Consider the following 21,135-nt stretch of genomic DNA (forward strand, 5'->3'; position numbering starts at 1 on the left):
CCCCTGCAAGAGCTCAGCCGCTTGCGCCATAGGCAAGAAGCTCCGCAAAATCTATTCCCCGTCTCTGGTCCCCAGCTCCTTGCCCTTGCCGCTGATCAGCTTGAGCTGATCGTTCTCGTATCCGACTTCGTAGGAAACCTCGAAGCTGCGGGTGGACGTCTTGCCGTCCTGACCATGCTCTTCGGCCGTAATGACGGCTTTGACCACCGCGGAGCGCTCCCCGTCCTTGTCGACCTTGATGCTTTTGATGACGACATTTTTGGTCGGCAGGTAGCCTCGACGGAAATCCTCGTAAGGATCCTGCTTCTTCCAGTTGATTCCCAGCAACGAGTACGCATAGACGTAATCGCCGTTGCTGAGGCTCTCATAGAAACGGGACACAAGATAACCGGCGTAGTCCGTAATGGATTTCTTGCCGGTCAGGGCATTGGTCGCGCTCCCCGGAACGCCGGGCAGCTCCTTCATCGGAGTCTGCGACCATCCCTCGGCCACGGACAGGATATCGGAGATCGGGATGCTGAAGCCGATTTCTCCGTCCTGCATTTCCGCCGAGTTGATGCCGAGCACCATTCCCGTCCGCTGGTCGATGAGCGGCCCGCCGCTGTTGCCGGGAGCGATCGCTGCCGAGATCTGAACCATGTTCCGGTAGGTGTACGGCTTCATCGAGAACGTGCGTCCAAGCCCGCTGATGATGCCCGGAGTCACGGTATTCTGCAATCCGAGCGGGCTGCCGACGGCAATGATGGCATCCCCGACTTCCACCCGCCCGCTGCGCTCCAGGCGCAGCGGCTCCGTTCCCTCCAGATCGGGCACGCGCACGACGGCAATATCGGTATCCGTGCCGATGCCGATCACCTCTCCCGTCAGTTCACGGGCATCGGAAGTCGTGACTCTCACCGTTCTCGATCCCGCCACGACGTGGGCGTTGGTGATTATATCTCCCTTGGCGTTGTACAGAAATCCAGATCCAAGTCCGCTTTCGCTCTGGATGGTGACGGTTTTTTTCTGGATGCGGAAAATAATGTCCTTCAGCGCGGCTGCGTTGCCTGCAGCCGTTCCCTCCGGCGGCGAAACCGCGAGCAGCGGCTCCATGCCCATCTGGCGGGGAATGTACCCGTGCAGCGCCCAGGCCGTACCCGCTCCCGCAAGCAGAACGGCTGCTGCCGCAGCGGCCGCAAGGGACTTGCTCAGCCTCATGGGGTCCCTCCTTTCTTATCCACGCGACAATTAATCGATATACCAAGTCGCGCTAGTAATCGCAACGGACGCCTCGCTCTTGACCGAAGCGTTCTTCTCGGTGAAGGCGGCGCTTCCTCCCGGCTCAATGACCCCGCCGCTTGAAACGGATATCGTGCCGGAGCCGATCTGCACCTCTTCCGAATCCTTCAGGACATAGAAGAGCCGGATGGCGCGGATGCTTCGGGTCGCCTTGCTCTTCAGCCGGCCGGTAATGACGGAACTGCCTTCCTCGCCTATGGAAACGTTCAGCTCCACGATGTCGAATGCATCCGTCTGATTTTGCCGCTGCTCCAGATTGGCCATCTGCATGGCCGCATTCAGGCGCTTGCGCTCCTGCTCCTCGTATTCTTCCTTCTCTTTGTCGATCCGGGCAGACATATCTTGAAGCTTCGACGTGTTTCCCGCATGGCTGATCGTCTCGTCCACAGCGGCGCGGGCGGCAGAGAAGTCCTTCTTCCTCAGCAGCTGCAGCGCCTGGTTGATGCCCATTTCGACCATGCTGTCCAAAATGCGCTGACGCAGCTCAGGCGCCCCGGGAGCCTGGAGTCCGCGCAGCCTCTGGAGCCTCTCCGCCATTTCCCGGATCGTTCCCAGACCGTCCAGCTCGCTCGATACTTGCTGCACGGCCAGCCTTGCCCCCGCTCCTGCCAGCTTGTCGCGGATCGGATCGAACAGCTCTTCGTGTCGGCTGCTCAGCGTCGCCTGCGCTTGGCGCAGCCCGCTTTCCGCCTTCTCCAGGCTGCCCTGGTCGAGCAGCAGCCCCGCCGCCTTGATATCATCGTCGAGCTTGGCGGCCTGACGGACGATGTCGATATCCTTGGCAATGCCGGGATTGCCGGGCCGGGAAGCCGCAGCGAGCTTCAGCAGCTCCTCGGCGTTCCGGTACTGCCCGGCCTTCGCTTCTTTTTCCGCCTGTACATGCCAGGAACGCACCTTGGCGTTGACCTTCCCGTCATGGACGAAGACGACAAGCACGGCCAGACAGCTGATCAGCATAGCAGCAGCCGGCAGCATCCATATCCGGAAGCAGCCTGCCGCCGGTGCGCCCTCCGCAGAGATATCAGAACGTTCGCCCAGAGCCCGCTCAGCCCGCCCGCTTCCTCCGTCCGCCTTGCGGCCGGACTCGCCATCGCGCGACATGCGATTCCATATTTCCTGGGCTTCGCGGTCCTGAAGAGGCTGTGCGCTTGCACCGGCGCCGACATCCTTGATTTTTTCCAGCCATTCCGCCCGTTCGAGGCGGCGCGCCAAAATGGCCGCAGTATGGAGCGGCTTGCCGCAGCGGCTGCAGAACGAAGCTTCGTCGTCCATCGTCGCAAAACCGCAATAAGGACATGCCGTCCGCACTACCCGGCCGCGCTCTCCTTTACTGGTTTCCCTGCTCATCTTCCCAAGCCTCCACCATGTCAACCTGTTCCTATCGGTTTCTCTATCTATTACTAACGGATGAAGTTCCGTAAAAGCAATCGAAAACCAAAAAACCGCCCAGACAAATTCCTGTGCCCCGGACGGTTCATGATTCGGATGACTGCCCTGCTAGCGCAAGCCTACAATAACTCCGTCTCCAGCTTGCTTCTCATATAATCACGTACTGCCTGAGACAAATCCTCGCGTTCCAGCGCCATGTCGATCGTTGCCTGTACGAATCCCAGCTTATCACCTACGTCATGCCGGCGTCCCTGGAACTTAAAGGCATGCATCGGCAGCACGGAATTCAGCTTCTGCAAGCTGTCCGTCAGCTGGATCTCGCCGTTCTTGCCCGGCTCCGCTCTTTCGAGCAGGCGGAATACAGCAGGGTCGAGCACGTAGCGCCCGACGACAGCCCAATTGGAAGGCGCTTCGCCGGGAGCCGGCTTTTCCACCAGGTTCCGGATGCGGGGAAACATGCCTTCCCCTTCCAGATCCGCGATGCCGTATTTGTGGGTCTGATCCCATGGAACTTCCATGACCGAGACGACCGAAGATCCGGTTTCCCGGTAGAAGTTCATCATCTCTCCCAGGCATGGCTGCGGCGAGCGCAGAATGTCGTCTCCCAGCAGCACCGCAAAAGGCTCGTTGCCGATGAAGCTGCGGGCGCAGAGCACTGCATGGCCGAGGCCAAGCGGCTCCCGCTGGCGGACGTAGACGATGTCGGCCAGCTTGGAAATGCTGCGGACGACCTTCAGCGTCTCCTCGTCGCCTCTTGCTTCCAGCTCGTTCTCCAGCTCGACCGATTTGTCGAAGTGGTCTTCGATCGCACGCTTGCTGCGGCCGCTGACGATCATGATGCTCTCGATGCCGGATGCGGCGGCTTCTTCCACGATATATTGAATGGCCGGCTTGTCGATGAGCGGCATCATTTCCTTTGGCTGGGCTTTCGTTGCGGGCAGGAAACGGGTTCCAAGACCTCCTGCAGGTATGATTGCTTTGCGGATATGAGTCAAGTCGGGTCCAACTCCTTCGTCATGATAGGAACATGGCCGGAACCGGCCAAGAAAATGCGATATGTAAATAATCGTTCAGATTCAATTCCGTTGCTTCCAGTTTACCAATTCTTGTCGGAAGGCGCCAGCGGACGTATGAGAGAGCCGCCAAGGGGCACCATTCAGGTATATGCAAGGAGGCGTTCTGCATGATCATAACCGTAAATTTAAGCATTTGCAGGCGAAAGCTGGATGAGCGGCATGGCAGAGACGATTCTGCTGCATGTGAAGCAGGCCCGCATCCTTGAAGGACAGGCATTTGTATACTGTATCCATACGACGGCGGGAATAACCATTCCATACGACGGCGGGAATAACTATTCCAGCCATAGCCGATCCTGACGCGATACCCGATGTCCTCGTCCGGCAGAACGCCATCTGTCCCGTGGTTCTGCCAATTCGACCGCCGCGCGAAGAATCCATCCTATTCGGCTTTCTCCGGAATGATTCAGCCCTAAAACAAATCCGTTGTCTTATACTCAAATTTGAATATAATAAGAATGGATCTTAATTTGCAGGAGAAAGAAGGAATGAATTCCATGTCGGAGACAGGCTCGCGCCAGACCCGATTCGTCGTAGCCGGCCTCATGCTCGCTATTCTGATGTCAGCCATGGACAACACGATCGTCGCTACCGCCATGGGGCGGATCGTCGATGATCTCGGCGGGTACGACCAGCTCGTATGGGTGACATCCGCTTATATGATCGCCCTCATGGCAGGCACGCCGATTTTCGGCAAGCTGTCGGACATGTACGGCCGCAAGCGGTTCTTCATTTTCGGCATCATCGTGTTCCTGCTCGGCTCCGCGCTGTGCGGCACGGCGGGCAGCATTACCCAGTTGAGCGTGTACCGGGCCATCCAGGGCATCGGCGGCGGAGCACTCATGCCGATTGCGTTCACGATTGTATTCGATATTTTCCCGCCGGAGAAGCGCGGCAAGATGTCCGGCCTGTTCGGAGCCGTATTCGGCATCTCGAGCATTTTCGGACCGCTGCTCGGCGCGGTCATCACCGATCATATCGGCTGGGAGTGGGTGTTCTACATTAATATCCCGCTCGGCATTCTCGCTCTGATCTTCATCGGGACCTATTACAAGGAATCCCTCTCCCATTCCAAACAGCGCATCGACTGGGTCGGCGCGTTCACTCTCGTCGGAGCCATCGTCTGCCTCATGTTCGCCCTGGAGCTGGGAGGCCAGAAATACGCTTGGGATTCCGGCATGATTCTCGGCCTGTTCGCCGGATTCGTCGTGCTGCTGGCGGTGTTCCTGTATACGGAAACGAAAGTCGCCGAGCCGATCATCTCGTTCAAAATGTTCCGCAAGCGGCTGTTCGCCAGCAGCGTGCTGACTTCCTTGTTCTACGGCTCGACTTTCATCATCGCCACGATCTATATTCCGATCTTCATCCAAGGCGTGTACGGCGGCTCGGCGACCAACTCCGGCCTGCTGCTCATGCCGATGATGATCGGCTCCGTCGTCGGCAGCCAGGTCGGCGGCTTCCTGACAACCAAGCTGAGTTTCCGCTCCATCATGATGATCTCGGCGGTGTTCTTCCTGGCCGGTGTCGTCTCTCTCGGCTTCATCAGCCCGGATACCGCCCGCTTCGTCGTGACGCTGGAGATGATCCTGCTCGGCTTCGGCGTCGGCTACTCCTTCTCCGTGCTGAACATGGCCGCCATCGACGGCTTCGACATGCGCCAGCGCGGGGCTGCTACCGCCACGACGACGTTCATGCGCTCCCTCGGCATGACGCTCGGCATTACGATCTTCGGCATCATCCAGCGCAACATCTTCACCTCGCACCTGGAAACCGCGTTCGGAGGCAAGGCGCCGATCGGCGGCGGAGGCGGCGGCAACCAGCAGTTCCTTACGCCTGAAGGCCGCAAGGAAATCCCGGCCGAGGTGCTGAACAAAATCGAAGCCGCGCTCGCGACTTCCATCTCCCACACCTTCCTGTGGGCGCTTATCCCGGCCGTAGCCGCCGTCGTCATGGTCCTGCTCATGCCGGGCACCCGCATGACGATGACCCGCAAGCCTGAGGCCAAGCAAGAGCTCCGCACAGATTAACCCCGGCCGGCCGCGTTTCCCAGCCAGCCAGAAAGGTCCCTGAAAAGGGGCCTCTTTTCATTTCAGCCGCTTTCGGGAGCCGTCCTTGACAGTCGATCGCGAATTCATTATATTTAATACTAGATAATAATTATTATAAATAAGGAGCTGATCTGCATGACCGCCACATCCGCTGCAGCCGTCCCGTCCGTTGCTCAAGTCCTCAATCTCCAACTGGCCAATTGGAGCATCCTGTATGTGAAGCTTCACCAATACCACTGGTATGTGAAAGGCCCCCAATTTTTCACCTTGCACGATAAGTTCCAGGCTCTCTACGAAGAAGCCGCCATTCATGTCGACGAGCTCGCGGAGCGGCTGCTGGCGGTCGGAGGCAAGCCGCTGGCCAGCATGAAGGCTTATTTGGAGACGGCTACCGTCCAGGAAGCGGCCGGCAGCGAATCCGCCATCGCTATGGTCCGGTCGGTCTCGGCCGACTTCAGGAGCATGATCGGCGAGCTCAAGGAAGGAATGGCCGCCGCTCAAAGCCACCAGGACGAAACGACGGCCGATATGCTGCTGGCCATCCATACGTCGCTGGAGAAGCATGTCTGGATGCTGGATGCCTTCGCAGCCGAATAAACGCGGCCGATGAAATGATGGGTGCCTTCGAAGCCGAATTAGCGCGGGATTGGTGCCGGATGCCTTCGAAGCCGAATTAGCGCGGCATTGGGTGCCGGATGCCTTCGAAGCCGAATTAGCGCGGCATTGGGTGCCGGATGCCTTCGAAGCCGAATTAACTCAAAAGCTGCCATGCCTGTCACCAGTATGAAAAAAGCAGGCGTTCGCCGCAGCCAAAGCGGTAAATCAATTCACATGACGATCCTTGCCGGCCGCTTGGTGTAGCGGTTCGCATAGCTCGAAGCGCAGTAAGCCTCCGGCTTGACGCGGGGCACGTAGTTGCCGATCGTCTCCACGCGGGCGATCATCTCCTGGACGTACAGATGGGTCGGATTGAGGCAAGGCTCCGTCCCGGCATCGATATCGATGAACGTCCGGAGCTCGGCTCCCTGGTATACGTAAGGCAGAATCAGATCTTCCATCCCGGGCACGATTCGATGCTCCTCCAGATAAGCGGCCATCTCCTGGGAGAGAGAAGTCTCGAAGGCCAGCTTCTCGCGGATCGAGGCCAGCTCTCTGTTCAGCACGAAGGGCCTGTAGCACGCCCAGGCTCCTTTGCCCACCCGTCTCAGAACGAGGCCCGTAATGAATTTGGTGTGGTTCGGATGAACCTGGGAGTCCGTTCCGATGGCAAAATGATACGCTGCCCGCGGATCCTCCCTTATGAAAGACATCATCCGCTCGGCGACCTCGCCCAAGGTCAGATGCTGCTCCTTGACGTTGTGAAATCGAAGCCTGTTGCGGTAATCATGGGATTCCGGCTGTCTCTTGGACTTCGTCACGCTAGCTCTCACCCGCCCTCGCTGTCTACCGTCAGCTTATGCTTGGATAGCGGCGCCTATGAACCGGCCCAAGCAGCAGGCGCTCCTCCGTCCGGCGCTGCGGCAAGGCGTCGTCCGGCCTGCAGTGCTGCTCAGCAAGCCGACGCCGGCAATGCTCAACCATAGTAGAGGACTGTCCAATCGCGGGAGCCGGCTGGAATAGGCGCCGTTCCCGGCCTCCTGTTTCCTGTCGAGGCCAAGCCGGCTCCCCTCTTGCTCGCTGCGTTCGACAGACCGCTGCATCGGATAAAAAAACAGCCGCATCCAAGCCTCGCCGAAACGAGGGCAGGATGCGGCTGTTCGATGCATGTCGTCAAACGAGGGAGATAAGGGAGGAAGCGACCTTCTCCCCGTTCCAGAGAGCGCTCAGCTCCTCGCCGTCCCGAAGCGCGGCGACGCCGGCCGGCGTGCCGGTGAAGATGATGTCTCCCCGGCGCAGGCCGTAACGGCTGCCGATATGCTCCGCGAGCACGTCCGGCTTGAAGATCATATCCCTGGCGTTGCCCAGCTGGGCGACCTCGGTGCCGCGCAGCAAGGCGAAGTCGGCGGCCTCCAAGCCGGCCATGCCCGGATAAGGCCGCCACGGGCCGATCGGGGCCGAGTTCCGGAAGCCTTTGGCGGCGAGCCATGGATGGCCTTTCTCCTTGAGCCTGCTCTGCACGTCGCGCAGCGTCAGGTCGAGGCCGAGCGCCATCGCGTCGAACAGCTCGTCGGCTCCGACTCCCGGCTCCCAGTGTCGTCCCGCGCGAAGCACGATCTCCAGCTCGAAATGCACCTCGCCTTCCCCGCCCGGAAGCTCGACGGCTCTTCCGTCCATCGGAATGAGCGAATGGGTCGGCTTGGTGAACACCATCGGGGATTTCGGCACTTCGTTGCCGAGCTCAAGGGCATGCAGCCGGTAGTTGCGGCCGATGCAATAGATGTTGCGTACGGACTCCAGGCTGTAGTCTTCATAGGCACTCATGCAAGGTCAGCTCCTGTTCTTCGCTTTTTGGGCTTCGATTTGTTCCGCAAGCTCGTTCAGATAGGTCCAGCGCTCCATCAATTCCTCCAGCTTCGCCTCCAGGCTCTCCTGTCGGGCCATGAGTTCCTGCAGGCGAACCGAATCGCTTCCCGAGACGCCCATATCCTCTTGGACACGCTCCAGCTCGGATTCCGCCTCCGCGATGCGGCCGTCGATCGCCTCGAAATCCTTCTGCTCCTGGTAAGACATGCGCAGCTTGGATTCCTTGCGCGGAGCTTCGGCCGTCCCTCCCGCCTGGGCGGCGGACGGAGATGGAGCAGTCGGCTTGGTGGACGCGTCCTGGGGACTTCCCTTCTTCTGAGCCTGCTCTTCGTAATCCGAATAGTTGCCGGTATGCTCGGTGATGGCGCCGTCCTCGAACGCGAAGATCCGGTCCACCGTCCGATCCAGGAAGTACCGGTCATGGGAGACGACCAGCACGACGCCGGGGAAGTCGTCGAGGTAATCCTCGAGCACGCCGAGCGTCGCGATATCGAGATCGTTGGTCGGCTCGTCGAGCAGCAGCACGTTCGGAGCGCCGCTCAGGATGCGCAGCAGCTGCAGGCGGCGCTTCTCCCCGCCCGACAGCTTGGAGATCGGCGACCATTGCATCGCCGGAGGGAACAGGAACCGCTCCAGCAGCTGCCCGGCGCTGATCGTCGTGCCGTCGCCGGTGCGGACCTGCTCCGCCTGCTCGCGGATGTATTCGATGACGCGCATCGACTCGTCCATTTCCTCATGCTCCTGCGAGAAATAACCGAGCTTGACGGTCGGGCCGAGCACGACCTGTCCGCTGTCCGGCTCCATCCGGCCGGCGATCAGCTTCAGCAGCGTCGACTTGCCGCTGCCGTTGCGCCCGATGATGCCGACTCTGTCTTCCGGCACGGCGATGTAGCTGAAGCCGTTGATCAGCGACCGGTCTCCATAACCTTTGCTCACGTCCTCCAGCTCGATGATCTTGCGCCCCAGCCTGGAGGATGCGACGGACAAGTCCAGCTTACCGGAAGCCTTGCCCGGCCCCGCCTCCTTGAGCGCCTCGAAGCGCTCGATCCGCGCCTTCTGCTTCGTCGAGCGCGCTTTGGCGCCGCGGCGGATCCAGGCGAGCTCGTTGCGCAGCAGATTCTGGCGCTTGGACTCGCTCGCCGCCTCCCGCTCCTCGCGCTCCAGCTTCAGCTCCAGGAACCGGCTGTAGTTGGCCGTATAGAAGAAAGCCCGGCCCTGGTCCAGCTCGATGACGCGGTTGCTGACCCGATCAAGGAAGTAGCGGTCATGCGTCACCATGAGCAGCGCGCCGCGCCGCTTTTGCAGCATGCTTTCCAGCCATGCGACAGACTCGTTGTCGATATGGTTGGTAGGCTCGTCCAGAATGAGCACATCGGATGGCGACAGCAGCGCGGCGGCCATCGCCACCCGCTTGCGCTGGCCTCCGGACAGCGTGCCGAGCTTCGCCTCGTAGCTCGTTATGCCGAGCTTGGAGAGAGCCGTGCGGGCATCGCTTTCCAGTTGCCAAGCATCCTGCTCGTCCATGGCCGCGTTGGCCCGGAGCAGGCGTTCCTGCAGCGCCGCATCCGAGCTGCTGCGCTCAAGAGCCTCCAGCGCCGCCGCGTAGTCACGCACGGCCCGCAGCTGCGGCGAATCCCCGCTGAGCACATGCTCAAGCACGGTTTCCTCCGGATCGAACTCCAAGTTCTGGAGCAGCATCCGCACGCTGACTCGCGGCGGAATGACGACGCTGCCGCTGTCGGCGGGCTCGATACCCGCAATCGCCTTCAGAAACGTCGACTTCCCTGTTCCGTTCACTCCGATGATGCCGATTTTATCGCCGTCGGATATTCCGAAGCTTACGTCTTCAAACAGTTTTTTCTCCCCGTAGGTTTTGGAAAGATGCTCTACCGATAACAGATGCATATCAGGCCCCGACTTTCTTGTTTTCTCGTACTTCCATCATACCACAACTTGGCGGCTGCGCAGCCGCCGTCCGATTCCGGAAGCGGAGGACGGGAAGCCCAAAAGCCGGCTCGGTCCGTACATTCCCCTCGGCCGCCTCCGGTCCAAAGGCCGGCTCCCTGTATGGAAGCTACGCGGCGAAGCCCTCTCCCTACGCCTTTGCCAAACCCGCTCTTGTTTAGAAAAAAATCATTTCCATGTCAGCTCTATCTTCATTTTCTGTTCATTTTGACAAAGTAGGATAAGACGTAAGACGTAATCCTTGAAGCGAGGTGGATTCGATGAAGCGGCAAATCGGCAAATGGAGAAAGTGGCAAATCGGCGCCGGCGGAGCGGCAGCCCTGTTCGTTTTGTTCAGTACCGTGCATAACAGCTCGGCTTTTCAGGAAAAGATCCTGTCCGGGAGAACGACATCCGGCGGTTCGGATTCCACCTTCGCCAATCCGGACAAGCTCATGGAGGATTGGCAATCGGGAAGCCCGGATGGCAGCGGCTCTGCCGATGGATCAGCCGGAAGGCCCGCGGGCAGGCATGGCATGAGAGGCGGCTCCTTCCCGTCCGATGGAGCGGCAGGCGGCGGCTGGAGCCAATCCGACAGCGGCGGGGGCATGGGCTCCCGCTCCGGAGGGTCATGACCATGCCGGCCGAATCCCGAATCACGTTGAGGGCGATGAACACGGACATATCGGCCATTCTCCGCTGGCCTGACGATCGGACTCCCGATACGCCGGCCTATCATGCGCTGGTCGGCCGCTGGTTCCGCGATGTCGAGGCGAGGTTCAGCCGTTTTTTGCCCGGCAGCGAGCTCAGCGCCCTCAACCGGACTGCCGGCTCCTGGCAGTTCGTATCGCCGATGATGGAGGAGGTGCTGTCACTGGCGCTCGAATGCAACCGGCAGACGGGCGGCGCCTTCCACCCCGGCTTGCTCCGCCAGCTGCAGCGGGAGGGCTATCGCCGCTCCTTCGAGCATGCTGACACCTTCACCGAAGCCTTCGCGAAAGCGGAAGCCTTCGAATCTGCCGAAGCCTCCGGGCAAGCGGGAATCCACCCGGATACGGGCCGTCATGCCGCAGCTATTGCCGACGCCGAGCCGTTCGAGCTGGACGGACGCATGGGCGCGGTTCGGCTCGCACCCGGCTGCGAGCTCGATCTCGGCGGCATCGTCAAAGGCTGGGCCGCCGACCGGCTCGCCGGCTGGCTGCGCCGGCGGCACGGCTTTCCCGCCGGCATCGTCAACGCCGGAGGAGACCTCAGCGTATGGCAGGAAGACAAGGACGCCCCTTTCTCTACGATCGCCATCGAGGATCCCTGGGACACCGGCAGGGATGCGGCGCGCCTGTCGCTGAAGCACGGAGCCGCAGCAACCTCCTCGACCTTGAAGCGGCGCTGGGGGAAAGACGAATCCGGCCTTCATCATCTCATCGATCCCCTTACCGGGCGCAGCGCTGCCAGCGGCATCGTCCAGGCGACTGTCGCCGGAGCGGAGGCGGCCGAATGCGAAGCCTGGGCCAAAACCTTCTGCATCTGCGGATTGGAAGAAGGCACGGCCCGGATGAAGCTCGGCGCTCCCGGCTGCGAGGCCGCCGTCATCACGGATAAGCGCCAGCTGATCCTGATCCCTTCCCGGAATCCCGGACGCTTCGTCTGGGAGCCCGGCACACTGGCAATCCAGGAGGCGACGATATGATCCAATGGATGGTGGAATGGCCAACTTGGCAGTTGACGAGAATCGCCGGCATCGCGGCTTACCTCGCCCTGTTCGGAGGCATGTCGCTGGGCATCTTGTACGGCTATCCCTTTTTGAAGGGAGCGTCGAAAATCTCGGTCTACCGCTGGCACAGCCGGCTGACGGTCGCCGGCACGGCGATCGCCCTGCTCCATGCCGCCGTGCTCGTCATTGATACGTACACGCCGTTCACCTGGGGAGAGCTGCTCCTTCCATTCACCGCGCATGACCATCCTGTTCTGTACGGCATCGGAAGCATCGCCCTGTACGGCATGCTGCTCCTCATCCTCACGACGGATCTGCGCCCTCGCCTCAAGCGGCCTCTATGGCTCGCGATCCATATGCTCGCGTATCCTATGTTCGCCGCCGCCCTGCTGCATGGACTGCTGGCCGGAACCGACAGCTCGCTTGGCGTCGTTCAAGGGATGTACGCCGTGACCGGGGGAGCGACGCTTCTCCTGTTCTGCGGACGCCTCATCCCCCGCAAGCCCGGAGCCCGTGCGGAAGTCCTTCCCGGTCCGCGCAGGCCGGATGGAAGCCGCCGGCATCAAGCTTCCCGCGGCTCCGATGCAAGCTGAGGAAGTTTCAGCCGCCGGATTGCAGGCAACAGTTACGGCTGCACATTTTTCCGTTATTCCTGTCCATTCACTTCGGCTGTGAAACTACCCGTACGCAATCTCTTCCATATCTTCGGCTTCATCCGCACGCTCGCCTCCCATATCCGCATCGGCAGGCGCTGAGCTCCGTGCAAGAAGGTGTTTCGTTTGACCCTATGAAAAAAGGGACTGTCCCCGGTCATTTTCATGACTTACGGGACAGTCCTTTTTGAATTCCTATCGCATCACGCCCGAACCTTGAAAGAAGAGCTTGGAACTGGATCTGCTCAAATCCATGTATCGGCCCTGATTTGTTTAGGTGTCGAACAATTCCTCATCCTTTTCCCCTATCAAAAAAAAGCCCCATCACGTTCCTATGACGGGGCGGAGCCACCTGCCTATTTCTTTCTCAGCGCTTGCCCGTCATCTTCTCCGGACGGACCCACTCGTCGAACTGCTCGGAAGTGAGCAGGCCGCTCTTGATGGCGCTCTCCTTGAGCGTCGTGCCTTCCTTATGCGCCTGCTTGGCGATCTTGGCCGCGTTCTCGTAGCCGATATGCGGGTTGAGCGCCGTCACGAGCATCAAGGACTGATCCAGATTGTGCTTCAGCGTGTCGAGGTTCGGCTCGATGCCGACGGCGCAATGCTCGTTGAACGAGAGCATGGAGTCGGAGAGCAGCACGACGGATTGCAGGAAGTTGTAGGCGATGACCGGCTTGAACACATTCAGCTCGAAGTTGCCTTGGCTGGCCGCGAAGCCGATCGCCGCATCGTTGCCCATGACCTGGCAGGCGACCATCGTAATGGCTTCGCACTGCGTCGGGTTGACCTTGCCCGGCATGATGGAGCTGCCCGGCTCGTTCTCAGGGATCGTGATCTCGCCGATGCCGCTGCGAGGGCCGCTGGCGAGCCAGCGCACGTCGTTGGCGATCTTCATCAGATCGGCCGCAAGGCCCTTGATCGCGCCATGCACCCAGACGATCTGGTCGTGGGACGTCAGGGAATGGAACTTGTTCGATGCCGTCACGAAGTTATGGCCGGTAATCTCGGCCACCTCGGCCGCCACCTGCACCGCGAAGTCCGGATGCGCGTTGATGCCGGTGCCGACCGCCGTGCCGCCGAGCGCGAGCTCGCGGATGGCGTCGACGCTGCTCGTCAGCATCCAGGACGATTTCTCCAGCATCGCTTCCCAGCCGCTGATTTCCTGGCCGAGCGTGATCGGCGTCGCATCCTGCAGATGCGTGCGGCCGATTTTGACGATGTCGTCGAATTTGACGCTCTTCTCGTGCAAGGTCGCCTTGAGCACCTCGAGCGCCGGCAGCAGGGAGGTCGATACCGCGATGACCGCCGCGATATGCATCGCCGCCGGGAACGTATCGTTGGAGCTCTGCGAACGGTTCACGTCGTCGTTCGGGTGGATGCGCACCATGGAGCCTTCCGCCTCCAGCAGCTGGTTCGCGCGGCGGGCGATGACCTCGTTGCAGTTCATATTGGTCTGCGTGCCGCTGCCCGTCTGCCATACGACGAGCGGGAACTCCCCGTCATGCTTGCCTTCGAGGATCTCGTCGGCCGCGCGGCAGATCGCGTCGGCTTTCTCCGGCTCGAGAACGCCAAGCTTCCGATTGGCCTGAGCCGCCGCTTTCTTCACATATGTCATCGCTTTGACGACTTCAAGCGGCATCTTCTCCCAGCCGATCTTGAAGTTCTCGCGGCTGCGCTGTGTCTGCGCGCCCCACAGCTTGTCCGCGGGAACCTTGATTTCGCCCATCGTGTCCTTCTCAATCCGGTATTCCATGATTCCATTCCGCCTCTCTCAAGTCGATAAACCGCTTACCTTCACTCACCCATTTTACCCAATCCGAGCGTCTGCCGCCAGCGGGCTTGCCCCGCGGCGCGCTCAGGCCTTGGCGTCCCGGTAGGCTTGGACGTAAGCCTGGGCCTGCCGCTCGATAAGCGAGTAATCCCCCTGCTTGACCGCTTCCTTGGTCAGATCTCCGCCGATGCCGACCGCGACCGCGCCAGCCTTCACCCACAACGCCAGATTGGCCAGCGACACGCCGCCCGTCGGCATGATGTTCGCTTGCGGAAGCGGGCCTTTGACGGCCGTAATCATATCCGGACCGAACGCGCTTCCCGGGAACAGCTTGACGATGTCGACTCCAAGCTCCATCGCGGTCTGGATGTCCCGGATCGTCATCGTTCCCGGCATGACCGGCACCGCATAGCGGTTGCACAGAGTGATCGTGTCCGGATTGACAGCCGGCGCAACGACGAATTCCGCGCCGCTCAGAATGGCCGCGCGGGCGGTCTCCGGATCCAGCACGGTTCCGACGCCGATGATCGCGTAGGTATCCGATGCGGGATCCGCCTTGCTGGAATACTCTGCGGCCAGCTGCTGGATCGCCTGCAGCGCCATCGGCACGGTCATCGTAATTTCGATCGCCTTGATCCCCCCGCGGATGGCATGCCTCGCCATGCGGGCGACCTCCTCCGCCGAATCTGCGCGCAGCACGGCCACGACGCCCGCTTCCGCGATTGCTTGAGTCACTCTCAGTTTGTTAAGCATGTCAGCTTCCTCCCCGATTCTTATGCTCTTAGAGCCTCGGCGGCCGGCCTCGTCATGCTGCCGGCCGTGCGGCGATCGCCGCACGGCTGCTTCCCCGCCTCCGGATCCTACAGCCGCCTGGAACAGGCAACTGTAGGAATCGCTTTCTTCCATTGTCTCACTAGCCCGTCGCCACCGTCAATCATCGAAGCTATCCACAGAAAAGCCTCTTCCAGATGGAAGAGGCCGAATCATTTTTTATCCACAAGGGGACAATCACCATCAAAAAAGCCTTTATGGATCCATATTTTCAGCATTGCAAGCTAACCGGTCAAGTTATCCCTACAACCCTGTGGATATTGTGGATATCAATTGTGCATATGTGCATAGTTTGGGGGATAACTTTTTTCGAGCCCGCATCCCCGCTTTACAAACAAGTAAGGATAACCGGTCCCTGCTCGGTTATTGCCACCGTATGCTCGTATTGCGCCGACCAGGAACGGTCGCTCGTCCGGGCCGTCCAGCCGTCATGGGCAATCCATACTTCCGACCCGCCTGCCGTCAGGATCGGCTCGACGGTCAGCACCATGCCGGGCTGCAGAACCGCTCCGCTGCCGCCTCTGCTGACATGGTTCACCTCCGGCGGCTCGTGGATGGAACGTCCGATCCCATGCCCCGCGAAGCTGGACACGACCGAATGCCCCGTCTCCTTCGCCGACTGGACAACCGCGGCGCCGATGTCGCCGATCCTGCGCCCGACCCGGCATTGGCCGATCCCCCTCAGCATCGCCTGCCGGGCGCCCGCCATAAGCGACTGCACGCCGGGACCGCCCTTTCCGATCGCATAGGTCCAAGCCGAGTCGGCCTTCCAGCCGTCCACATCCGCAACCATGTCGATCGTCACGATATCCCCCTCCTGAAGCGGCTCCGCATCCGGGAATCCGTGGCAGACGACCTCTCCTACAGACGCGCAGGTCGCATAAGGATAGCCTCTGTATCCCTTCTGAGCCGGGTAAGCCCCATGCTCCGCCATCAGCCGTTCAACGAAACGGTCGATCTCAAGCGTCGTGACGCCGGGCGCGATCCGCTTCGCGATCGCATCGTGGCATAACGCGACGACTCGTCCCGCGCGGCGGATCCTGCCGATTTCCTCTTCCGATTTCCATTCCGCCATGGCTGATGCCTCCGCTCTTCGTCCAAGATCGCCATCCAAGCTCCCTCGATCTATGCTATTCGGAAGAGCCGCGCCTCATTCCGCCGCCTGATTCCACGCAAAAAAGACCCGGAACTCCGCAGGGGGAGTATCCAGGCCTGGTATATGATAGGCTCGCTTGTTCTAGCTCACGGAGGAATTCATTCTGTCCATTTCATGCTCAACCAGTGACGTCAGCTCATCCTCATATCCGCCGGTGATGCGGTATTTGCGGATGTAATCCTTAACGAACTTCCGCGGATCCTTGGGCTGAAAAATTCTCGTGAGTTCCTTGAGGCTTTCCTTGACTTCATTCTGGCTGTGCTTGGCCATGAAATCTCCTCCTCTAACGCTGGATGTCCATCCGAAACTTCGGATTCGAGAACGTGCAGGTATCCCTATGGTGCAGATACTCCATGGCAGTTAAGCGAATGTTTGTATTTTTCACACTATTATATCACTTCATGCATCAGGTTGGAAGCAAATTCCCATTCATTCCTGCGGAGGGACTTCTTTATCGTTCGGTTCCTCCTGAAATTTACGGCTGTCCCGCAAGGACGCCTCGGCCTTGCTCAGGCCCTGGTCCGGATTCTGGCGGCGGTACAAGCGCAGGTAGGCCGCGACGCCGACGACAGCTGCCACGACGCCGAATGCAAGCGTCAGAGCCGTCACCCATCCTTCAATCACCATGCCGCCGCCCCCGCTTCTCCAGTAAATGTCATTACGGAAAAGTATATCGGAAAGGTAAGGCGCTTACAACAGCGGCACCCCGTGCCGTTCCCTCATCTCCCTCTGCAGCCGGCGATCGCCGAAACCGCATCAATTCCCCATCCTTCAAGGATTATCGACAGGAATGGACAAGCTTTTCAGTTTTTTTACCCTGCGTGTCCGCCAATCAAACGCTAAATGACGAACGGAATGAAGATCATCGGCTTTGCATCGCTCTCCTTTCCTTCATCCGTCGCCAGAGGGATGGGTTGGCCCATCTTCGAGCGTCTATCCCATTGTATGAGCGGAGGAATGGAAAAAAACCGGAAGATGCGCTTCCGGCTTGGATGACGGCTCTGCCGCGGGTCAGCTGCTGCGGATGATCGGAAGGCCGACGAAGCCCGTCGTTCCTTTACCGAGCTCGCTTTCGTAATACATTTTGCCATGATGGTTCTCGACGATCTTGTACGTCATGACAAGGCCCAGCCCGGTTCCTCTCGCTTTGGTGGAGAAGAACGGCTCGCCCAGCTTGGCCAGCTTCTCCGGAGGGATGCCGGAGCCCTGGTCGATGATTCGGGTCCAGGCCATGTTGTCCTCGCCGATAGAAGCCTTCACCTGAATGATGCCTCCGGAGCCCATGGCTTCGATGCTGTTCTTGATCAGATTGATGAACACCTGCTTCAACTGGTTGTCCACCCCTTGCACGAGCATGTCGTTCTCCGGCATTTCCAGCTCCAGCTGCACATTGTTCATGGTCGCCTGAGCCTCGATCAGCATCACGACATCCCGGAGCACGGTTCCCAGCGCGACGGGATGGAAGTCGACCGCCTGCGGCTTGGAGAGGACGAGCAGCTCGCTGACGATCTGCTCGATCCGCTCCAGCTCCATCGCCATGATGGAGATGTAATTGCGCCGGTTGTCTTCCTGCATCAGCTTCGTGAACCCTTTGAGAGAGGTGAGCGGATTGCGGATTTCGTGGGCGATGCCGGCCGCCAGCTGGCCGACGGCTCCGAGCATCTCCGACTTGCGGAGCATCTCCTCCGTCGTCTTGCGGTCGGTGATGTTCTCGGAGATCTTCATGTAGTGGATCGTCTCGCCGAGCTTCACGATCGGCACCAGCCTCGCTTGCTCCCAGTAGACCGCTCCATCCTTGCCGATGCCGGCCAGCTCGCCCTCCCAGATCTCGCCGCGCTTGAGCTTTTCCCAGATGTCCGCGAAGCTGCAGCCGCTCGCCTGCCAGTCATCGAGAGACTCCAGATGCCTGCCGTAGATGCTCTCCGACGTCTCGCCCGTCAGGTCCTGGAACTGCCTGTTGGCGTAGAGGATGCCTCCTTCAAGGTCGGAGATGACGACGAGGATCGGGCTTTGCTCGATCGCATACGAGAGGCGCAGCAGCTCCTCGTTGGCTTCCTTCAGCTCGGTGATGTCCACCAGCGTGATGATGACGCCTTTGGTCAGATGCTCCAGCGTCCGGTAAGGCATCATCCGCATCTTGTACCAGCGCCCGCTGCGGCTTTTGATTTCCTTCTCCAGCGAACGGAGCGACTGCAGCACCCTGGAGGCGTCCTCCACGAACTGGCCATAGTAGAATTGATGCGAAATATGGTGGAACGGCCGCCCGATGTCCACATCGAGAAGATGGATCTCCTTGGTCACAGCGGGAGTGAAGCGGCGGATGCAGAACTGAGTGTCCAGGAAGATCGTGCCGATCTTGGTGCTGACAAGGAACAGGTCCATGTCGTTGTTCAGCTCCGTCAGCTCCTGGATTTTGAACTGATACTCGGTGTTGATCGTCACCAGCTCTTCATTGACCGCCTGCAGCTCCTCGTTCGTGCTCCGCAGCTCCTCGTTGGAGGCGATCAGCTCCTCGTTCGTGCTCTGCAGCTCTTCATTGGAAGCCTCCAGCTCCTCGATCGCCGACTGGAGCTTGTCCTCGGTAGAGTGGAGCTGCTGCTCCAGCCATACCATCTGCCGGCGGACGCTGTCGTTCAGATCGATGGAAGCGGTCGGAACTTCATCCAGCTCGGGGGCGAGCTCCAGGATGATCAGCATGCTGCCGGCGAACGCCGCTCCGCTCTTCGAGAACGGACGCACGGTCACGTTGATCCGCTGTTCTCCCGACGCCGTCTGCACGACCAGATGGCGGAACACGACCTCATCCAGCCCGGAGCGGATCTGCTGGACGGCGGTCATGACCGCGACGGCAAGCCCCGGCTCCAGCATCTTCTGCAGGCTCCATGAAGGCCTGCCTTCCATCGGGGACAGGAACGGCTGCACATTGCCGGTCAAATGCTGGATGTCCAGCTTCTCGTCCACCAGCAGGGAAGGAGGCATATGCTCGTTCACGTATGTACTGTAGAACTGGCTCTGGCGGCGGTTCTCCTGCGCATTCGCCCCAGCCTGCTGCTTGCGCCGCTCCCTCATCTCGCTCGGCGTGGACAGCCTCCTGGCTCCGTCCATGAGCAGCGCAGCGCCGGACGCGCTGCTTTTGCGCTGGCTCTTGTGCCGGAATATGTTCCACTTGCCGTTGGAGGACTCGAACAGATGGTCCTGCCTGCCGACTGTCTCGCTCGGCCCCAGGAACAGAAAGCCACCGGGAGTCAAGGCGAAGTTGAACAGCGACAGCACCTTCTGCTGCATCTCCGGCTGCAGGTAGATGAGCATATTGCGGCAGCTGATGAGATCGAGATTGCTGAACGGCGGATCCTTCGTCAGGTTGTGGGGTGCGAACACGATCAGCCGCCTCAGCTCGCGCGTGACCTGATACGTGTCGCCATGGCGGACGAAGTATTTGTCGAGCCGCGCCTTGGACACCGAGGTCCCGATCGACAGCGGATAGACGCCATGGTTGGCGTAATCGATGGACTGCTTGTCCACATCGGTGGCGAAGATGCGGACGCTGAACCGGTTCTGCGCGCCTTCCTGCTCCAGCACTTCGAGGGCGAGCATCCCGATGGAGTACGCCTCCTCGCCAGTCGAGCAGCCGGCCGTCCAGATCCGCAGCTCGGTGCTCTTGTTCAGCAGCTTGGCGCGGACCAGCTTGGGCAGCACCTTTTCCCGGATGATGTCGAACGCTTCGGGATCGCGGAAAAAGTGGGTGACGTGGATGAGCAGATCCTGCCTCAGCGCCAGCACCTCTTCCTCCCTCGTCTCCAGCAGAAGCTCATAGTCGGCCAGAGTTCCCGTCCCTGCCTCGGCCATCCGCTTCTCGATCCTCCGCAGCAGGCTGTTCCTCTTGTAAAAGCTGAAATCGATGTTCGTCCGCTCCCTCACCCTCTCCAAAATCTTGGCGAGCAGCGCCTCCGAATCGTTCAAGGCGGCGGCCTGAACAGCATAGCCGGCGCTAGGAATCAAGGAAGAGGGGAATTTGAGCTTGGATGCGATCTTATCGGGAGCGAGCACGAAATCGACATGTCCGCTGTCAATGGCGCTGCGAGGCATGCCGTCGAACTTCGCCGACTCCTCGTTCTGGGCGAACACGATCCCGCCGCTGCGTTTTACAGCTGCAATGCCCCTCGTTCCGTCCGTGCCCGTACCGGACAGCACGACGGCAATCGCCTGCTGGCCCTGATCGGCCGCAAGCGAATGGAAGAAATAGTCGATCGGGTAATGGATCTCGTCGGGATGCGGATCCGAAAGCCATAGATGGTTCTTTTTCAAGGAAAGCGATTTGCGCGGAGGAACGAGATAGATCGTGTTCGGCTCAACCTCCATGCCGTCGCGGGCGAGATGGATCTCCATCCGCGTATATAAAGAGAGAATCTCGTTCATGAGGCTCTTGTGATCGGGCGACAAATGCTGAATGACGACAAAGGCAAGACCGGTCTCCGGACTTGCCTGCTGGAAGAAATGCTTCAAGCCTTCCAGTCCTCCCGCCGAGGCGCCGATGCCGACGATTCGGACCGGTTCGGCGTTGCAGAGCGGGATTTCGGAATGCTGGCTGTCGGAAGGTATCTTGGTCATGTCGTCCCTCCTTGGTTGAGCGCTTGGACGGAAATGGGGCTGCGAAGGATAAAAGCCGGCCCTATCAGTCGCCCTGTCCGGAGATAAATAGCTTATAGTGTATTCTCCGCAAGACTTCTGTTTCCTCTTACCCAGCAAAAAGTCCAAATGATTCCGTTTATTCGGCATTAATACCGGATATTCGTCTTTTTTTGCGATGGAAAGGCT

19 protein-coding genes are annotated in these 21,135 nt (G+C 60.0%); 7 read left to right on the forward strand and 12 right to left on the reverse strand.

What is annotated here, in order from left to right:
- Positions 1 to 51 precede the first annotated feature (51 nt).
- The 3 genes from ACLBWT_RS09440 to galU all read right to left on the reverse strand — a co-directional run bounded on the left by ACLBWT_RS09440 (position 52) and on the right by galU (position 3,662).
- Positions 52 to 1,197: a S1C family serine protease gene (locus ACLBWT_RS09440; RefSeq protein WP_447662819.1), complete on the reverse strand. Its 1,146-nt coding sequence runs from the start codon at positions 1,195 to 1,197 to the stop codon at positions 52 to 54.
- A gap of 30 nt (positions 1,198 to 1,227) precedes the next feature.
- Entirely contained in the window at positions 1,228 to 2,625 is a 1,398-nt protein-coding gene (locus ACLBWT_RS09445; protein ID WP_447662820.1) for a zinc ribbon domain-containing protein, read from the reverse strand.
- A gap of 161 nt (positions 2,626 to 2,786) precedes the next feature.
- Positions 2,787 to 3,662 (reverse strand): UTP--glucose-1-phosphate uridylyltransferase GalU, encoded by an 876-nt coding sequence (gene galU, locus ACLBWT_RS09450; RefSeq protein ID WP_083436264.1) that lies wholly within the window; start codon positions 3,660 to 3,662, stop codon positions 2,787 to 2,789.
- Between the two features lie 231 nt (positions 3,663 to 3,893).
- Between galU and ACLBWT_RS09455 the strand changes: the two genes are divergently transcribed.
- The 3 genes from ACLBWT_RS09455 (at position 3,894) to ACLBWT_RS09465 (ending at position 6,388) form a co-directional block, all read left to right on the forward strand.
- The gene (locus ACLBWT_RS09455) at positions 3,894 to 4,043 is read left to right on the forward strand and encodes a hypothetical protein (RefSeq protein WP_447662821.1); all 150 of its coding nucleotides are present in this window, start codon (positions 3,894 to 3,896) and stop codon (positions 4,041 to 4,043) included.
- Between the two features lie 188 nt (positions 4,044 to 4,231).
- Complete coding sequence (locus ACLBWT_RS09460) at positions 4,232 to 5,770, forward strand: MDR family MFS transporter (RefSeq protein WP_447662822.1); 1,539 nt, start codon at positions 4,232 to 4,234, stop codon at positions 5,768 to 5,770.
- A 156-nt stretch (positions 5,771 to 5,926) separates the two neighbouring features.
- Positions 5,927 to 6,388 carry a Dps family protein gene (locus ACLBWT_RS09465; protein ID WP_447662823.1) on the forward strand — a complete coding sequence of 154 codons (462 nt, stop codon included), beginning with the start codon at positions 5,927 to 5,929 and terminating at the stop codon, positions 6,386 to 6,388.
- A 230-nt stretch (positions 6,389 to 6,618) separates the two neighbouring features.
- Here ACLBWT_RS09465 and ACLBWT_RS09470 read toward each other — a convergent pair whose 3' ends face one another.
- Positions 6,619 to 7,209: a ribonuclease H-like YkuK family protein gene (locus ACLBWT_RS09470; RefSeq protein WP_447662824.1), complete on the reverse strand. Its 591-nt coding sequence runs from the start codon at positions 7,207 to 7,209 to the stop codon at positions 6,619 to 6,621.
- Between the two features lie 58 nt (positions 7,210 to 7,267).
- Between ACLBWT_RS09470 and ACLBWT_RS09475 the strand changes: the two genes are divergently transcribed.
- A complete protein-coding gene (locus ACLBWT_RS09475) occupies positions 7,268 to 7,411 on the forward strand; it encodes a hypothetical protein (protein ID WP_447662825.1) in 144 nt (47 codons plus the stop codon).
- A 150-nt stretch (positions 7,412 to 7,561) separates the two neighbouring features.
- Here ACLBWT_RS09475 and ACLBWT_RS09480 read toward each other — a convergent pair whose 3' ends face one another.
- The gene (locus ACLBWT_RS09480; RefSeq protein WP_447662826.1) at positions 7,562 to 8,212 is read right to left on the reverse strand and encodes a fumarylacetoacetate hydrolase family protein; all 651 of its coding nucleotides are present in this window, start codon (positions 8,210 to 8,212) and stop codon (positions 7,562 to 7,564) included.
- Positions 8,213 to 8,218: 6 nt separating this feature from the next.
- A complete protein-coding gene (locus tag ACLBWT_RS09485; RefSeq protein ID WP_447662827.1) occupies positions 8,219 to 10,159 on the reverse strand; it encodes an ABC-F family ATP-binding cassette domain-containing protein in 1,941 nt (646 codons plus the stop codon).
- A gap of 320 nt (positions 10,160 to 10,479) precedes the next feature.
- Between ACLBWT_RS09485 and ACLBWT_RS09490 the strand changes: the two genes are divergently transcribed.
- From ACLBWT_RS09490 to ACLBWT_RS09500, 3 genes are read left to right on the forward strand one after another with little or no spacing between them, the layout of a single operon-like run.
- Entirely contained in the window at positions 10,480 to 10,833 is a 354-nt protein-coding gene (locus ACLBWT_RS09490) for a hypothetical protein (protein WP_447662828.1), read from the forward strand.
- A gap of 2 nt (positions 10,834 to 10,835) precedes the next feature.
- Positions 10,836 to 11,885 (forward strand): FAD:protein FMN transferase, encoded by a 1,050-nt coding sequence (locus tag ACLBWT_RS09495; protein WP_447662829.1) that lies wholly within the window; start codon positions 10,836 to 10,838, stop codon positions 11,883 to 11,885.
- On the forward strand, positions 11,882 to 12,502 hold the full coding sequence (locus ACLBWT_RS09500) for a ferric reductase-like transmembrane domain-containing protein (protein WP_447662830.1): 621 nt from the start codon (positions 11,882 to 11,884) through the stop codon (positions 12,500 to 12,502). The genes ACLBWT_RS09495 and ACLBWT_RS09500 overlap by 4 nt, the downstream gene beginning before the upstream one ends.
- 427 nt (positions 12,503 to 12,929) lie before the next feature.
- Here the strand turns inward: ACLBWT_RS09500 and fumC are convergent, their stop codons facing one another.
- The 6 genes from fumC to ACLBWT_RS09530 all read right to left on the reverse strand — a co-directional run bounded on the left by fumC (position 12,930) and on the right by ACLBWT_RS09530 (position 20,928).
- Entirely contained in the window at positions 12,930 to 14,315 is a 1,386-nt protein-coding gene (fumC, locus tag ACLBWT_RS09505; protein WP_447662831.1) for a class II fumarate hydratase, read from the reverse strand.
- Between the two features lie 102 nt (positions 14,316 to 14,417).
- Complete coding sequence (locus ACLBWT_RS09510) at positions 14,418 to 15,086, reverse strand: bifunctional 2-keto-4-hydroxyglutarate aldolase/2-keto-3-deoxy-6-phosphogluconate aldolase (RefSeq protein ID WP_447662832.1); 669 nt, start codon at positions 15,084 to 15,086, stop codon at positions 14,418 to 14,420.
- A 406-nt stretch (positions 15,087 to 15,492) separates the two neighbouring features.
- Positions 15,493 to 16,239, reverse strand: coding sequence for a type I methionyl aminopeptidase (map, locus tag ACLBWT_RS09515; RefSeq protein WP_447662833.1), 747 nt, complete (start codon positions 16,237 to 16,239; stop codon positions 15,493 to 15,495).
- 162 nt (positions 16,240 to 16,401) lie between these two features.
- A complete protein-coding gene (locus ACLBWT_RS09520; RefSeq protein ID WP_447662834.1) occupies positions 16,402 to 16,590 on the reverse strand; it encodes a hypothetical protein in 189 nt (62 codons plus the stop codon).
- Positions 16,591 to 16,749: 159 nt separating this feature from the next.
- Positions 16,750 to 16,947, reverse strand: a complete 198-nt coding sequence (locus ACLBWT_RS09525) for a hypothetical protein (RefSeq protein WP_447662835.1) — start codon at positions 16,945 to 16,947, stop codon at positions 16,750 to 16,752.
- Positions 16,948 to 17,331: 384 nt separating this feature from the next.
- Positions 17,332 to 20,928, reverse strand: a complete 3,597-nt coding sequence (locus ACLBWT_RS09530) for a chemotaxis protein CheB (protein ID WP_447662836.1) — start codon at positions 20,926 to 20,928, stop codon at positions 17,332 to 17,334.
- Between the last annotated feature and the right edge of the window lie 207 nt (positions 20,929 to 21,135).

The sequence above is a fragment of the Paenibacillus sp. D51F genome, from assembly GCF_053345695.1.